The 16,075-nt window shown below is 55.7% G+C and carries 13 protein-coding genes and 2 tRNA genes; 11 read left to right on the top strand and 4 right to left on the bottom strand.

From position 1 onward, the window contains the following. Positions 1-44 precede the first annotated feature (44 nt). Complete coding sequence (locus RCA23_RS05240; protein ID WP_044049410.1) at positions 45-2,438, bottom strand: ATP-dependent helicase; 2,394 nt, start codon at positions 2,436-2,438, stop codon at positions 45-47. A 132-nt stretch (positions 2,439-2,570) separates the two neighbouring features. Between RCA23_RS05240 and RCA23_RS05235 the strand changes: the two genes are divergently transcribed. From RCA23_RS05235 to RCA23_RS05195, 9 genes are all read left to right on the top strand, one after another. Further along, positions 2,571-3,719, top strand: coding sequence for an alpha-hydroxy acid oxidase (locus tag RCA23_RS05235; RefSeq protein WP_044049409.1), 1,149 nt, complete (start codon positions 2,571-2,573; stop codon positions 3,717-3,719). A gap of 155 nt (positions 3,720-3,874) precedes the next feature. Then, on the top strand, positions 3,875-7,315 hold the full coding sequence (locus RCA23_RS05230; RefSeq protein ID WP_044049408.1) for a pyruvate carboxylase: 3,441 nt from the start codon (positions 3,875-3,877) through the stop codon (positions 7,313-7,315). 26 nt (positions 7,316-7,341) lie between these two features. Beyond that, the gene (locus RCA23_RS05225; protein ID WP_044049407.1) at positions 7,342-8,139 is read left to right on the top strand and encodes a metallophosphoesterase; all 798 of its coding nucleotides are present in this window, start codon (positions 7,342-7,344) and stop codon (positions 8,137-8,139) included. A 106-nt stretch (positions 8,140-8,245) separates the two neighbouring features. Beyond that, positions 8,246-8,320 (top strand) — tRNA-Gly (locus RCA23_RS05220). Positions 8,321-8,682: 362 nt separating this feature from the next. Further along, positions 8,683-9,270 carry an imidazoleglycerol-phosphate dehydratase HisB gene (gene hisB / locus RCA23_RS05215; RefSeq protein WP_044049405.1) on the top strand — a complete coding sequence of 196 codons (588 nt, stop codon included), beginning with the start codon at positions 8,683-8,685 and terminating at the stop codon, positions 9,268-9,270. 4 nt (positions 9,271-9,274) lie between these two features. Next, on the top strand, positions 9,275-9,913 hold the full coding sequence (hisH, locus tag RCA23_RS05210; RefSeq protein ID WP_044049403.1) for an imidazole glycerol phosphate synthase subunit HisH: 639 nt from the start codon (positions 9,275-9,277) through the stop codon (positions 9,911-9,913). A gap of 29 nt (positions 9,914-9,942) precedes the next feature. Then, a complete protein-coding gene (hisA, locus tag RCA23_RS05205; RefSeq protein WP_044049402.1) occupies positions 9,943-10,659 on the top strand; it encodes a 1-(5-phosphoribosyl)-5-[(5-phosphoribosylamino)methylideneamino]imidazole-4-carboxamide isomerase in 717 nt (238 codons plus the stop codon). A gap of 28 nt (positions 10,660-10,687) precedes the next feature. Then, positions 10,688-11,449 carry an imidazole glycerol phosphate synthase subunit HisF gene (gene hisF, locus RCA23_RS05200; RefSeq protein WP_044049401.1) on the top strand — a complete coding sequence of 254 codons (762 nt, stop codon included), beginning with the start codon at positions 10,688-10,690 and terminating at the stop codon, positions 11,447-11,449. Next, positions 11,446-11,751 carry a phosphoribosyl-ATP diphosphatase gene (locus RCA23_RS05195; RefSeq protein WP_044049400.1) on the top strand — a complete coding sequence of 102 codons (306 nt, stop codon included), beginning with the start codon at positions 11,446-11,448 and terminating at the stop codon, positions 11,749-11,751. Before hisF ends, RCA23_RS05195 begins: the two co-directional genes overlap by 4 nt. A gap of 11 nt (positions 11,752-11,762) precedes the next feature. Here RCA23_RS05195 and rlmB read toward each other — a convergent pair whose 3' ends face one another. Both rlmB and RCA23_RS16425 read right to left on the bottom strand, forming a co-directional pair. Beyond that, on the bottom strand, positions 11,763-12,539 hold the full coding sequence (gene rlmB / locus RCA23_RS05190) for a 23S rRNA (guanosine(2251)-2'-O)-methyltransferase RlmB (protein WP_044049399.1): 777 nt from the start codon (positions 12,537-12,539) through the stop codon (positions 11,763-11,765). A gap of 210 nt (positions 12,540-12,749) precedes the next feature. Continuing rightward, positions 12,750-12,914 carry a hypothetical protein gene (locus RCA23_RS16425; protein WP_169701338.1) on the bottom strand — a complete coding sequence of 55 codons (165 nt, stop codon included), beginning with the start codon at positions 12,912-12,914 and terminating at the stop codon, positions 12,750-12,752. A 144-nt stretch (positions 12,915-13,058) separates the two neighbouring features. Here RCA23_RS16425 and RCA23_RS16420 point away from each other — a divergent pair. Continuing rightward, a tRNA-Tyr gene (locus RCA23_RS16420) sits at positions 13,059-13,142 on the top strand. A gap of 63 nt (positions 13,143-13,205) precedes the next feature. Here RCA23_RS16420 and RCA23_RS05185 read toward each other — a convergent pair. Next, positions 13,206-14,858: a choline dehydrogenase gene (locus RCA23_RS05185; RefSeq protein ID WP_044049398.1), complete on the bottom strand. Its 1,653-nt coding sequence runs from the start codon at positions 14,856-14,858 to the stop codon at positions 13,206-13,208. Between the two features lie 236 nt (positions 14,859-15,094). Between RCA23_RS05185 and RCA23_RS05180 the strand changes: the two genes are divergently transcribed. Then, entirely contained in the window at positions 15,095-16,075 is a 981-nt protein-coding gene (locus RCA23_RS05180) for a hypothetical protein (RefSeq protein ID WP_044049397.1), read from the top strand.

The raw sequence follows: 16,075 nt of genomic DNA, 5'->3' as shown, positions 1-16,075 counted from the left end.
CGCATCCGAGCGCGCCACTCAAGAAAAATTCACCACTCAAAGTCCTAAAAAGGTGCGTCGCCAACCGTATCGGCACTTTGGATATATTGCGCTACCACCTTCTTTGAGCCCGCCTTGTCAAATTCAATGTCCAGCTTATCGCCCTCAATGGTCAGCACTTCGCCATAGCCAAATTTTTGGTGAAACACGCGGTCGCCCACACAAAAGGCCGAAACTGCCGTCATATCGATGGTCATATGGCTGGCTTGTGCCGGTTGGCGCATTCCGCGTTGACTGCTGCGCTCTTGCAAGCGCCGCCAGCCGGGGGAATTATACACATCCGCCTTGCTGGCCCGTTCAAATATCGTGCTGCCTGCCGCCTCCTGCACCGCAGGGTTAGCGCTTGAGGCCATACCGGCGGCTCCGAAACTGCCACCATAAAGCCCGGGCGGCGTCAGCACATCCACATGCGCACTTGGCAGCTCGTCAATAAACCGGCTTGGCAAAGCCGATTGCCACTGCCCGTAGACCCGGCGATTTGCGGCAAAAGAAATCGTGCAAATTTCTTCCGCGCGGGTGATGCCCACATAGGCCAGTCGCCGCTCCTCCTCCAATCCCTTAAGACCGCTTTCATCCATTGAGCGCTGCGAGGGAAAGAGACCATCTTCCCAACCGGGCAAAAACACCATCGGAAATTCGAGGCCCTTGGCCGCGTGCAGTGTCATAATCGAGACCTTTGCCCCATCCGATTGCTGTTCATTGTCCATGATCAGGCTGACATGCTCCAAAAACCCTTGCAGATTTTCAAACCCTTCCAAAGCCTTGACCAGCTCTTTGAGGTTTTCCAAGCGCCCCGGCGCCTCAGGCGTTTTGTCATTTTGCCAATGGGTGGTGTAGCCACTTTCATCGAGGATGATTTCCGCCAGCTCAACATGAGTATCGGCCTGCTGACGAATCTGCGCGTGCCAGCGGTCAATGCCATCGATCAGGCGCGCCAATTCCACGGCACCCTTGCCGCCCAAATCTTTTGCCGCCAGCAATATCCGCGCGCCTTCGACCAAAGACACGCCATTGCTGCGCGCGGCAGTTTGGATTTTCTGCTGCGCCTTGTCGCCCAGCCCACGCTTGGGCGTGTTGACGATGCGTTCAAAGGCCAAATCATCGTCGGTGCTGACCGCCAGACGAAAATAGGCCATAGCATCTCGGATTTCCATCCGCTCGTAAAACCTAGGCCCGCCAATCACACGATAGGGCAGACCGATGGTCAAAAAGCGATCCTCAAAAGCGCGCATTTGATGGGAGGCGCGCACCAAAATCGCCATACGATCGAGATCAAAGGCCGCTTGTCCCCGCGTGCCGCACTGCGCCGCCTCGATCTCCTCGCCAATCCAGCGCGCCTCTTCCTCGCCATCCCAATGGCCAATTAGCCGCAGCTTTTCGCCCTCTTCCTTTTCGGTCCAAAGCGTCTTGCCCAAACGGCCTTTATTGCCATCAATCACTGCGCTGGCCGCAGCCAGAATATGCGGCGTGGAGCGGTAGTTCTGCTCCAGACGCACCACATGCGCACCGGGAAAATCGGTCTCAAACCGCAAAATATTCCCGACTTCCGCACCGCGCCAGCCATAAATCGACTGATCATCATCGCCAACGCAGCAAATATTCTGATGCCCCTGTGCCAAGAGCCTGAGCCACAAATATTGCGCCACATTGGTGTCTTGATATTCGTCCACCAAAATATAGCGAAAAAACCTCTGGTATTGTGCCAAGACTTCGCTGTGTTCTTGGAAAATTGTCACCACATGCAACAGCAAGTCGCCAAAATCTGCAGCATTCAATTCGCGCAAACGTCTTTGATATTGACCGTAGAGCTCAACGCCCTTGTGATCATAAGCGCCCGCCTCAGAGGCTGGAACTTGCCCCGGCGTCCAGGCTCGGTTTTTCCAGCCGTCAATGATGCTCGCCAATTGCCGTGCCGGCCAGCGTTTGTCGTCAATCTGCGCCGCGGCGATCAATTGCTTCATCAACCGCAGCTGATCGTCGCTGTCCAGAATGGTGAAATTGCTTTTCAGCCCCGCCAATTCCGCATGACGGCGTAGGATTTTCACACAGATTGAGTGAAAGGTGCCCATCCAAGGCATGCCCTCCACCTGACCAATCAAATGGCTCACCCGATCTTTCATCTCGCGCGCAGCCTTATTGGTAAAGGTGACCGCGAGAATTTCATGGGGGCGCGCCGTGCCGGTATTGAGCAAATGCGCGATGCGGGCGGTGAGCGCTTTGGTCTTACCTGTCCCTGCCCCCGCCAGCATCAACACAGGTCCGCCGAGCTGCTCCACCGCCGCGCGCTGCGCCGGATTGAGCCCATCCATATAGGGCGTGGGACGGGTAGCCATGGCCATTTGACTCAAGCTGGGGGAGGCGGCGGCCTCAAAGGCCTCTGATTCATCAAAACTGCTCATGCAGGTAATCTAGCGACATTTGCGCCAAAGTGAAACAATTGTTCGCGTTGTGTTCTTATGTTTTCTTAAAAATGCAAAGCAAAGCGAAAATAAGGCTTAAACTCGCAATTTAAATGATGTAAGCGCTTGCATATGGATCTTAACTCAAAATACCCCGCCATTTCCGACCTGTGCTCCAAAGCGCGCAAGAGAATTCCGCATTTTGCTTGGGAATATCTCGACAGCGCCACGGGTGATGAAAGCACATTGCATCGCAATCGCTCCGCTTTGGACGCGATTCATTTTGTCCCGCGCGGGCTGCGCGGCGAAATCAAACCGCAATTGGCGACGGAGTTTCTTGGTAAATCCTATTCCGCCCCCTTCGGCATTGCGCCAGTTGGCATGTCAGGCTTGATGTGGCCGGGCGCGGAAAAAACGCTGGCTGGGTTTGCTGCGGGCGCAAAAATCCCCTACGGCATGTCAACCGTTGCGACCACAACACCCGAAGACGTGGCCCCCTATCTGGGCGATATGGGTTGGTTTCAGATGTACCCGCCGCGCGATGAGGCCATTCGCAATGATATGATCCAGCGGGTGAAAAATGCGGGCTTTACCACTTTGGTCGTGACCATCGACGTGCCAGCTCAATCGCGGCGCGAACGGCAAATACGCGGCGGGTTGGTGCAGCCTCCCCGCCTCACTCCCCGCATTTTGGCGCAGGTGGCAGGCTGTCCTGAATGGGCGCTGCGCACAGCCCTCAACGGCAAGCCACGCATGAAAATGATTGAAACCTACGGCAAGGCGGTCATGGAAAGCGTGGCCTCCCTGCCCTCGAACAACCACGTCGGATATCTGCTGCGCACCGCACCCGATCACAGCTATGTGAAGCTCTTGCGCGACGCTTGGGATGGGCCCTTAATTGTCAAGGGCGTGATGTGCCCCGATGACGCGGCGCCTTTGGAGGGGCTTGGCGTGGATGCGGTTTGGGTCTCCAACCACGCAGGCCGGCAATTTGCCGGAAGCCCTGCAGCGATTGATATGCTGCCAGCCGTCAAAGCGGCGACCAATCTACCGCTCATTTTCGACAGCGGCATTGAGGGGGGATTGGACATGCTGCGGGCGCTCGCATTGGGCTCAGATTTCGTCATGATGGGTCGGGCTTGGCACTATGCGCTTGGGGCCATTGGCGCAAAAGGTCCAGCGCATTTATACGATATGTTGGTGGATGATCTAAATTCAAATATGATCCAAATTGCAGCAACCCATTTGAGTGATTTACCGGATTTGCTCCATAAATATTGACATATTCGCATATTTAACCGGATCGAAACTTGAATTTTACAGACGTAAAAATCTGTAAAAAGAGCGAATTTTGATGAGAATAACTTAAAAAACAATTTGTAACCATGGGAATTCTGGCTTTAAATGCTGCAACTGCATTGTAGCGAGGAATACCCATGGCCGACTTCAAAAAAATCCTGATTGCCAATCGCGGTGAAATTGCAATTCGCATCATGCGCGCGGCAAATGAATTGGGCAAGCGCACGGTGGCCGTCTATGCCGAAGAGGACAAGCTCGGCCTGCATCGTTTCAAGGCAGATGAAGCCTATAAGATCGGCGAAGGCCTAGGGCCAGTGGCCGCCTATTTGAGCATTGAGGAAATTTTGCGCGTGGCCAAGGCATGCGGCGCGGATGCGATCCATCCCGGCTATGGTCTTCTGTCCGAGAACCCCGATTTTGTAGATGCCTGCACCGCAGCGGGCATTGCCTTTATCGGCCCTAAGGCGGAAACTATGCGCCAGCTGGGCGACAAGGCCAGCGCGCGCCGCGTGGCGATTGAGGCCCATGTGCCGGTTGTTCCCGCCACTGATGTTCTTGGCACTGATATGGATGCAATCCGAGCAGAGGCGGCAAAAATTGGCTACCCATTGATGCTCAAAGCCAGCTGGGGCGGCGGCGGACGCGGAATGCGGCCGATATATAATGCTGAGGAGTTGGAAGAGAAGGTGTTAGAAGGCCGGCGCGAAGCCGAGGCGGCCTTTGGCAATGGTGAGGGCTATCTGGAGCGGATGATCCAACGGGCTCGCCATGTGGAAGTGCAAATCTTGGGCGATAAATTCGGCGAGATCTATCATCTCTTTGAGCGCGATTGCTCGGTTCAACGCCGCAACCAAAAAGTCGTTGAGCGCGCGCCGGCCCCCTATCTGACCGAGGCACAGCGGGCTGAGATTTGCGCTCTGGGCAAGAAAATCTGCGACCATGTAAATTATGAATGCGCCGGAACCGTTGAGTTCTTGATGGATATGGACAGCCAGGAATTTTATTTCATTGAGGTGAACCCACGGGTGCAGGTGGAGCATACCGTGACAGAAGAGGTCACCGGCATCGACATCGTCCGGGCGCAAATCCTCATAGCAGAGGGAAAACCTCTGGCCGAAGCCACAGGCACGGCCAGCCAAGACGATGTGCGGCTGGACGGCCATGCCATTCAATGCCGCGTGACCACGGAAGATCCGTCAAATAATTTCATCCCTGATTACGGTCGCATCACCGCCTATCGCGGCGCGACGGGTATGGGGATTCGCCTGGATGGCGGCACGGCCTATTCGGGCGCTGTGATTACCCGCTATTATGACAGCCTGCTGGAAAAAGTCACCGCTTGGGCGCCCACCCCTGAGGCGGCCATTGCGCGTATGGACCGGGCGTTACGCGAATTTAGGATTCGCGGGGTCAGCACCAATATCGCCTTTGTGGAAAACCTACTCAAACATCCCACCTTCCTAAATTACGAATATACCACCAGCTTTATCGACAAGACGCCTGATCTGTTTAAATTCAGCAAGCGGCGCGATCGGGCCACCAAAATCTTGACCTATATTGCGGATATTACGGTCAACGGACATCCTGAGACCCAAGGTCGGGCCCTTCCGGCCAGCGATTTGAAGCCGCCGAAAGCTCCAATCGCCGCCCGTGACCGCGCGCAGGGCACCAAGGATATTCTGACCGCGCAGGGTCCAAAGGGTCTGGCCGATTGGATGAAAGCGCAAGACCGCCTCTTGCTGACCGACACCACCATGCGCGATGGGCATCAATCGCTTTTGGCGACCCGTATGCGCAGCCATGACATGGTCAAAATTGCTCCGGCCTACGCGGCGGGCCTGCCTGGGCTTTTTTCAGTTGAATGCTGGGGCGGCGCGACCTTTGATGTCGCCTATCGCTTTTTGCAGGAATGCCCTTGGCAGCGGTTGCGCGATCTACGCGCCGCCATGCCCAATGTCATGACCCAGATGCTTTTGCGCGCCAGTAATGGGGTGGGCTATACCAACTACCCCGATAATGTGGTGCAATTCTTTGTGCGCCAAGCCGCGCAGACGGGTGTGGACGTCTTCCGGGTGTTTGACAGCCTCAATTGGGTGGAAAATATGCGCGTCGCCATGGATGCGGTGATCGAAGCGGATCGGGTCTGCGAAGGCACAATCTGCTACACCGGTGATATTCTTAATCCTGACCGGGCGAAATATGATCTAAAGTATTATGTCTCTATGGCCAAAGAGTTGGAGGCTGCGGGCGCGCATGTGCTGGGTCTCAAAGATATGGCCGGTCTGCTGAAACCGGCGGCGGCCAAGGCTTTGATTGGCGCGCTCAAGCAAGAAGTTGGCCTGCCCATTCATTTCCATACCCATGACACCTCAGGCATTTCGGGCGCCACAGTGCTGGCCGCCGCCGAGGCCGGCGTCGATGCGGTGGACGCTGCAATGGATGCCTTTGCGGGCGGCACCTCACAGCCCGCTTTGGGCTCCATAGTAGAGGCTTTGGCCCATACTGAGCGTGACACCGGCTTAGATATTGCTGAAATTCGCAAGATCAGCAGCTATTGGGAGCAAGTCCGCGCGCAATACAGCGCTTTTGAAAGTGGGTTACAAGCGCCCGCCTCTGAGGTCTATCTCCATGAAATGCCCGGTGGCCAATTTACCAACCTGAAAGCCCAGGCCCGCTCATTGGGATTGGAAGATCGCTGGGAGGATGTGGCGCAGACCTATGCAGATGTGAACCAAATGTTCGGCGATATTGTAAAGGTGACGCCCAGCTCGAAAGTTGTCGGCGACATGGCCCTGATGATGGTCGCGCAGGGATTGACCCGCGCCGAGGTCGAAGATCCCGCACTCGATGTCGCCTTCCCTGACAGCGTGGTCGATATGATGCGCGGCAATCTCGGACAGCCCCCCGGCGGGTTTCCCGCAGGTATTTCTACCAAAGTTCTCAAGGGGCAGCCCCCTATGACCGAGCGGCCGGGGAAATCCATGCCAGCCGCCGATCTTGAGGCCTTGCGTGCCGAAGTCAGCGCGCTTTTGGAGGGCAAACAGGTCGATGATGAGGATTTGAACGGCTATTTGATGTATCCAAAGGTGTTTCTTGATTACATGGGCCGTCACCGAACCTACGGCCCTGTGCGAACTCTGCCCACCCAAACCTTCTTTTATGGGATGCAGCCTGGTGAGGAAATCACCGCTGAGATTGACCCCGGCAAAACCCTTGAAATCTTGCTGCAAGCTGTCGGCGAAACCAATGACGAGGGCGATGCGCGGGTGTTCTTTGAACTGAACGGGCAGCCCCGCGTGATCCGCGTGCCCAATCGTAAGGTGAAATCCACAACCGCCGCCCGGCCCAAAGCCGAAAATGGCAATGCCAATCACATCGGAGCGCCCATGCCCGGCGTTGTCGCCTCTGTGGCAACCCACACTGGAGCGCAGGTGCGCGCTGGGGATTTGCTGCTGACCATTGAGGCGATGAAAATGGAGACCGGCCTACATGCGGAGCGCGATGCGGTGATCAAAGCCCTGCATGTCACCCCCGGTGCGCAGATTGATGCTAAGGATTTGCTGATCGAATTTGAATAGGTAACTTGCCCCGCGAGGAGGGCCGTATGACTGCAAAACTCCTATTGATGTCCGACATTCACATCACAGAGCCTGGCACACAGATCATTGGTTTAGATCCATCTGCCCGCTTTCGGCGCTGCTTGGATCATGCCGCCCAGCATCATGCGGATGCCGCCCATCTCTTCCTTATGGGCGATTTGACCCATCATGGAGGTGCCGCTCAATATGAGGCTTTAAAACAATGCCTTGCGGATCAGCCCTTCCCTGTCACGCTCATGCTGGGCAATCATGACCGGCGCAAGGCATTTGCCGAAGTCTTCCCAGAGCTTGCCGCCGGGTTTCGCCAAGGTCGTCACCGCTTTGGCGATACCGATGTGCTCTATCTCGACACGCTGGATGAACAAGCCCGCGACCGGCACAGCGGGCACCTTTGCATTGAGCGTCTGGGCTGGTTGAAAACCGAGCTGGAGGCAGGCAAAGGGCCGCTGATCATCTTATCGCATCACCACATGCTGCGCTCCGGGTTTGATGGAATGGATGCCATCCATCTTAGAAACGGCACCGAAGTGGCCGATCTGATCGCCGCCTCCGGCCGCTGCCAGATGGTCATCAACGGCCATATTCATAGGATCATTGTGTCCTCCTATCGCGGTGTCACCCACGCGATGATCAAAAGCCCCTGCCATCAAATGCCTATGGTTCTGGGCGCTGGGGCCTCAAGTCTCTCTGTCGCGGAACCGGGCGGCTATGGGGTTTTACTTTTGGATCCAATCTCGCCACTGCTGCATCATGTGGATGTTGACCTGCCTGAATGTCCCGTCGCATTCGACGCCGAGTCCTAGCGTAAGATCCAGCAAAGCGGCTCAGGCAAAAATAATCTGACAATTATGGCATTTTACCCCTTGCAGGACAAAGCCACTGGGGCTATTTCAGCCTCACCAAACGGATGCGGGCGTAGCTCAGGGGTAGAGCATAACCTTGCCAAGGTTAGGGTCGAGAGTTCGAATCTCTTCGCCCGCTCCAATTGGTCAAAAACACCCGCGCATGGCGCGGGTTTTTTTATGCCTCATCGCAGGTGTCGATCTTCCTGTGTATTTTGCATCACATCTGCCCCCAGATGCACATAAAATCCGCACAGTGTCATGCGTTCAGCACATAGCGGCAATGCAACCTTAAGTGTTGTTGCATTGCAGCATTTTTCGCTACAAAGGTGGCAGCTAGAATTTCCTCCCGAAATCGAAGCATAGACTGGCGGTACCTTTGGGTACCGCCTTTTTTTTGTCAAAACCCCTAGGCCGCCCCCACCGATGCAGCACTTGTCACGCTTGCCCCTTCTCAACAGCCCGCAAGCAGATTATAAGGCCCCGGAACATAAAGGGTAGACCATGCGCAAAGTCCACATTTCCCGCGATACCGCAGAGACCAAAATCTCAGTCGAGCTCAATCTCGATGGCAGCGGCCGCTATGACAATCAGACCGGCGTCGGCTTTTTCGACCACATGCTCGATCAATTGGCGCGTCATGCTTTGATGGACATGACCGTGCGCTGCACCGGAGATTTGCACATTGATGACCATCACACGGTCGAAGATGTGGGCATTGCCTTGGGTCAGGCATTGACCCAGGCACTCGGCGATAAACGCGGCATTCGGCGCTACGGCGATTGCCTGCTGGCTATGGATGATGCATTGGTGCGCTGCGCGCTCGATCTCTCGGGCCGCCCCTATTTGGTTTGGAATCTTGATCTGCCAACCCAAAAAATCGGCAATTTCGACACAGAATTGGTGCGTGAATTTTTTCAAGCCTTCTCGACCCACGGCGGCATGACCCTGCATGTCGATAAATTGCATGGCATCAACAGCCACCATATTGCGGAGGCGGCCTTTAAATCTGTCGCCCGCGCGCTGCGCGATGCGCTGGAAACCGATCCACGCAAATCTGATGCGATTCCTTCGACCAAGGGCAGCCTCTAAGCTCATGCTGACAGCCTTAATCGATTATGAGAGCGGAAATTTGCATTCAGCGCAAAAAGCCTTTGAACGCATGGCGGCAGAATTGCCCAATGAAGAGGTGATTGTCACTTCAGATCCTGACGTGCTGCGCCGCGCGGACCGGCTGGTCTTGCCCGGTGATGGCGCCTTTCCCGCCTGCAAAGCGGCCTTGGTGGAAAAAACTGGCCTCTATGAGGCTCTGCTCGAGGCAGTAGAAGCAGACGCCAAACCCTTTTTGGGCATTTGCGTCGGGATGCAGATGATGGCAAGCTTCGGCCATGAATATCAAACCACCCCGGGCTTAAATTGGATCGCGGGAGATATCCGGCCCATTAAACCGACCGACCCCAGGCTGAAAGTGCCACATATGGGCTGGAACGATCTGGTGATTACGGGCGCGCACCCGGTTCTGGCGGGGCTGAAAAATGGCGATCACGCTTATTTTGTGCATTCCTATCACTTTGTCCTGCAGGACGTGACCCAAAGATTGGCACATGTGGACTATGGCGGTGAAATCTCTGCGTTTGTCAGCTCCGGCACACGCATCGGCATGCAGTTTCATCCGGAGAAAAGCCAAAGTACCGGGCTTCGCCTGATCTCAAATTTTCTCAATTGGCGCCCCTAGTGGCCCGACTTTACGCAAGGCGAGACCCTATGATCCTTTATCCCGCAATTGACCTCAAAGACGGCCAAGCCGTGCGCCTTTACAAGGGCGAAATGGACCAGGCGACTGTGTTTAACGACAGCCCCGCTGATCAAGCTCTGGCCTTTGAGCAGGCCGGTTGTAGCTGGATTCATCTGGTGGATCTCAATGGTGCCTTTGCCGGCACGCCTGTGAATGACGCCAGCGTGCGCGATATTCTGTCCAAGGTGTCCGTGCCCTGCCAACTGGGCGGCGGGATACGCGATATGGCAACGATTGCAACTTGGATTGATCTTGGGTTGTCACGGGTCATCCTCGGCACCGTGGCCGTTGAGGATCCCGCTTTGGTGCGCGAAGCCGCGAAGGCATTTCCAGGGAAAATTGCCGTGGGGCTCGATGCCCGCGACGGCCGCGTGGCGACCCGTGGCTGGGCCACTGAAACCGATATTATGGTGACAGATTTGGCCAAGCAGTTTGAACAAGACGGCATTGCCGCGATTATCTATACAGATATCAACCGCGATGGCGCCATGGGCGGGCCAAATATCGCCGCCACCGAAGCCTTGGCGCGCGCCGTGTCCATCCCAGTGATTGCCTCGGGCGGGGTTTCCAGCCTGCAAGATCTACGCGAATTGAAGGCCACGGGCGTGATCTCCGGCGCCATTTCAGGGCGCGCCCTCTATGATGGGGCGATTGATTTACCGCAAGCTTTGGCGGCGCTGGCATGACCCAGAGCGCGCGCGCAGGAGACAGATCATGCTAAAAACTCGGATCATACCTTGCTTGGATGTGGCCGAGGGCCGCGTGGTGAAAGGGGTTAATTTTGTCGATTTGGTCGATGCAGGCGACCCGGTAGAGGCGGCACGGGCCTATGATGCGGCAGGGGCCGATGAATTGTGCTTTCTTGACATCAAGGCCACCCATGAAAATCGCGGCACGCTGTTTGATCTGGCCCGGCGCACAGCCGAGCAATGTTTCATGCCCCTGACCGTCGGCGGCGGCGTGCGCAGCCCGGCAGATGTGCGCAACCTACTTCTGGCCGGCGCAGATAAGGTCAGCTTCAATTCTGCCGCCGTGGCAGATCCCGATGTCATTGCCCAATCTGCCAATCATTTTGGCAGCCAATGTATTGTTGTGGCGATTGACGCCAAAACTGTCTCGCCCGGAAAATGGGAGATCTTCACCCATGGCGGGCGGCGCGCCACTGGGATTGACGCGATAGAATTTGCCCGCATAGTGGTCTCAAAGGGCGCTGGTGAAATATTGCTCACCTCAATGGATCGCGACGGCACGCGCGCGGGCTTCAATCTGCCCCTGACCCGCGCCATATCTGACGCAGTATCGGTGCCTGTCATTGCTTCGGGTGGGGTGGGCAATTTGGATCACCTGGTCGAGGGGGTCACCCAAGGGGGGGCGAGCGCCGTGTTGGCCGCGTCAATTTTCCATTTTGGAGATTTTACCATTCAAGAGGCCAAAGCCCATATGGCCGCAGCTGGAATTCCGATGAGGATGTCATGATATTACACGAGCTGGAACAGACCATCATTGCGCGCAAATCCGCAAACCCCAGCAGCAGCTGGACGGCGCAACTCTTGTCAAAGGGTCCGGAGAAATGCGCCGAGAAATTTGGGGAAGAAGCTGTTGAGGCGCTGATTGAGGCTGTTAAAGGCGATCACGCAGCGCTCACATCTGAGGCGGCCGATGTGCTGTATCACCTTCTGGTGATGCTGGCTTCTCGTGATATCGCCTTGGACGATGTTTTGGCCGAGCTGTCCCGCCGCACAGCCCAGTCCGGCCTTGAAGAAAAAGCCCATCGCTAGGCCAGTTTGCGTTACCGACAGGTGACCGCATAAAGACCAACGGCCGCAGCATTGGAGACATTGAGAGAGCCAAATCCCCCGGCCGCTGAAATTTTCACCAAAGCATCACAAGTGTCCTTCGTGCGGTCCCGCAGGCCCGGTCCTTCAGCCCCAAGCACTAGAGCTGTTGGACCTTTGTGGTGGCCCAATGTGGCCTCCAATGTCGCCTCGGCTTCCCCGTCCAATCCGAAGATAAAATACCCCATCGTCTTGAGCCGCTCCATAGTATCGGCAAGATTTTGCACCCGAAGATAAGGCTGGCGCTCCAATGCACCGCTTGCCGTTTTGGCCAAGGCGCCCGTTTCTGGCGCGGAATGGCGATGCGGCGCGATGACAGCTGCCGCGCCAAAGACCTCCGCCGAACGTAATATCGCGCCCACGTTGTGCGGATCTGTCACCCGGTCAAGCAGCAAGATCACAGGCGCCTCGCCAGGTCGCACCGCCGCCACCTCATTCAAAGGCCCCCAATCCAGAGCTTTGACTTCCAAAGCAGCGCCTTGATGCACGGATTGCGGATCAATGGGGGCCGAAAATTTGCGAGGATCTACAAGCTCAGGCTCCAACCCGGCCTCTGCGATGGCCTCACCCAGACGGTCACAGGCGTTTTTGGTCACAAGCAAGCGCAGCTTTACTCTCTTTGGGTTCAAGAGCGCATCGCGCACCGCATGAATGCCGAAAAGCCAAATGGTTTCCGCCGCGGCCGCGCGTTTATCACGCTCTTTTTGAACAATCCATGTAGGTTTTTTCATCTGTCTTCCGATCCTAGCCGCTGGGGCCTTATGCAGCGGTGGCTCGGCAAAGCGCAAGTGAAATTCTATAGCATTTTCAGCAAATATTGTAGCACCTACACCCAGCCGCGCTGCGCGCTCTGGGAACATTGACGATACATAGTGTTGCGAAATGAACTGAAAATACGCGGCTCTTCGGCGCCCGCGCAGCCCGTGATCATAGCGGGAACACTAGGACTGTTCGAACTTGCGCGATACACGGATCGCGGCCTGGCCCCCGCGCCGAAGTGCCCAGCGGTAGGCCACAGCGAATAGGGCTACAAACTCCCAAAACGCAATAAAAGCAGCGCCCGTTTGCGTTTTAAACACAATGGCCAACACCTCAGGCGCCGACATAAACTCCGATCCAGAATTGCGGCTTCCCAAAGCGGGTTTACAGCTTATTCCCGCTTCACTCTGTCAAAGGCAATTTTCGGGTTGACGCGCGATTTTCTAAGTCGTACTCGTGCCCAAACCGAGGCAATCGCCTCAGTTTAAAGTGGGCGACAGGCCGCAAGGTGTGGCAGGGGACTGTAACTCCCTCGCGGAGACGCACGCCTGGTTCGATTCCAGGGTCGCCCACCATTTTTCACCGAAAATCCACATATATTCCAGGAATTTCACCAAAAACCAGGTGCCCCCCGCAGGTCAACGCTGCGCGTTTTTGTGATTTGGGCTCTTCCACACTGGCAAGTCCATAGGAGCAAGCGGGGCAAGCCCTAAGATGGTATCACTAAGCTTTTCGGCCAGCATAATCGTGGGCGCATTGGTGTTGCCATTGGTCACAAAGGGCATGATTGAGGCATCCACAACCCGCAGCCCTGACACTCCGTGCACCTTGGCGTCTGAATCCACCACAGCCAGCCGGTCCGTCTCTGGCCCCATGCGGGCCGTGCACGACAAATGCCATTGTGAGCTGGTATGGCTGTTGAGCTTCGCATCGAGCTCTGCCTCCGACTGACATTGAGCGCCAGGGAAAATCTCAACACCTTTGAGAGCAGAAAACGCAGGTTGCGCCACCAATTCGCGTACCCAGCGAATGCCATTCCGCATCAACTCGCGATCCCGCGGATCTTGTAGATAATTGGCCAAAATACGCGGAGGATCGGCCGGATCATCCGATCTCAATTCAATTGAGCCGCGGCTGTGCGCCCGCATCAAGCCCACATGAATTTGGAAGGCATGCTCTTGCAAAGGGGACCAATTCTCATCCACAGCAATTGGGGAAATGGTCAGCTGAAGATCGGGATACTCCACGCCGGCCTCCGACCGAATGCAGGCCACAGCATCAAAGTGATTGGACGCACACAGCCCGTCACCGGCGACCAACCAGCGAAGTCCCGCCGCGACCATGGCCCAGGGTTTCGTCTTTGGCCATAGAGAGACGGGTTGCAGGCATTTAAATTGCAATACAAAATCTGGATGGTCCTGTAGGTTTTGACCTACCCCCGGCAGATCCGCCTTCACCGCAATGCCCATGGCCTCCAAATGAGATTTGGGCCCAATACCAGACAGCATCAATAGATGCGGCGAGCCGACAGCGCCGGCAGACAGAAGAACTTCTTTCCGCGCCATCGCGTTCACCAGCGCGCCATGTCGATCACGATATAAGACACCCGTCACCCGATTGCCCGATAGGTTCAAGCGATGCACCAAGGCCCGCGTTACAATCGTTAGGTTTTCGCGCCCACGCGCAGGATCCAAGTAAGCCCGCGACGCGCTCCAACGCTGGCCCTTGAAAACCGTTCGGTCAAAAACACCAAAACCTTCTTGGCAATAACCGCTGATATCATCGGTTGTTTGATATCCCGCCTGTGCGCCTGCCTCCAAGAATGCACGCGCCAAGGGTTCGGTTGCTTCAGACCGTTGGACATGCAGCGGACCCTCGGTGCCGCGAAACTCATCAGCCCCGCCGCTATAGCTCTCCATGCGTGTGAAATAGGGCAGCACATCAGAATAGCTCCACCCCTCACACCCGGCTTGGCGCCACCCCTCGTAATCCAGCGCATTGCCACGGATGAAACACATGCCATTGATCGACGAGGATCCCCCAAGAGTTTTGCCCCGATCATGCTGTAGCTGGCGACCATCCAATTCCGGCTCCGCTTCTCCCTGAAAAGCCCAATTGTGTTTCGTGCTCTTTAGATTGGACAAACAGGCGGCCGGGATTTTTATGGACAGTGCCTTATCTTCCGGCCCGGCCTCCAGCAGGAGCACTCGGTTACTCGGATCATGGCTCAAGCGGTTCGCCAAAACACAGCCCGCAGACCCGGCCCCGATGATAATATAATCAAATTCCATAACACGCGCCCCGATCGCTCCGCCAAACCGGCCTTTGGCCCATGCTGGCGCAGTCAGGCATATTCAGCAATCAAAAACCATGGGGCCCTAAAACATTGGCTTTGCCGCAACCTGCGCTGGATTTTCACTGGCACATCTCACCCATTTCCTGTATTTTTACCCACAAATAGTAATCCTTTAGTCGCCCAAATCGTTTTTAATATTCATTTTATTGCCTAATAGGACAGCCTCAACTTATGAAGTTTAATATCTTAATCATTGGTCAATCCGGGCGCTTGCAATATGAGGCCATCCTATTTTTGGCCAGTTTACGCCAATCCGCACCGGATTTTAACGGCCAAGTCTTCGTAGCTGAGCCACAACACAACGAACGGTGGGATCAGAACCCGGCAATCACTGATCCTGAAATTCGTGAGGTCATTCAGAATTTGGGCGGAAAGATTACGCCTTTTGAGAATACCCATTTCGGCGGAGACTACCCATACGGCAACAAAATAGAGGCACTCTCTGTCTTGCCCGAGGGCGAGCCCTTCGTCTTTTTTGACACAGACACGTTGATCACAGGCGCCTTGGACAGGGTGCCTTCTGACTTCGAGCACCCCTCTGCCTCACTCAAAGTTGAAGGGACATGGCCGGTGATCGAACTTTACGGCCCCGGATATACAGCCACTTGGAAGAGCCTATACGATAAATTTAAGCTCGATTTCGAAAGCAGCTTGGATGTGTCGCAACCGGATGAATATTGGCGGCGGTACCTGTATTTTAACGCCGGGTATTTCTATTATAAATGCCCCAAAATTTTTGGCGATCGATTTTTAAACTATGCCCTAGCCATCCGCGACGATGGGCCGAAGGAGCTTGTCTGCCAAGAGCTGGACCCATGGCTCGATCAAGTCGCCCTGCCCTTGGTCATCCACAGTTTCGGTGGTAGCCGTGATGCGCTTGAGGCCGGCCATTTGGAAGGGCCCGTGTCCTGTCACTATCGCCTCTTGCCGTTGCTCTACGCGCGCGAGAGTGATCTGGCGATCAAAACCTTGGAGACGGCCATCGCGCCCAATAAGATCAAGAAAGTCGTCAAGGCCTATGAGCCCATTCGCCGAATGGTTTACCAAAAACGCGGTGCGAAGGAGCGGGCGCTGTTTGATCAAAATAACCTGCCCCGCAAAGAGAAACAGATCCGAAACACAATTAAACGCGCCGGATTTTGGATGCGCTGA

This window comes from Planktomarina temperata RCA23 (assembly GCF_000738435.1).
GTDB classification, from domain to species: Bacteria; Pseudomonadota; Alphaproteobacteria; order Rhodobacterales; family Rhodobacteraceae; genus Planktomarina; species Planktomarina temperata.
This window is presented reverse-complemented; position numbering and strand designations above follow the sequence as displayed.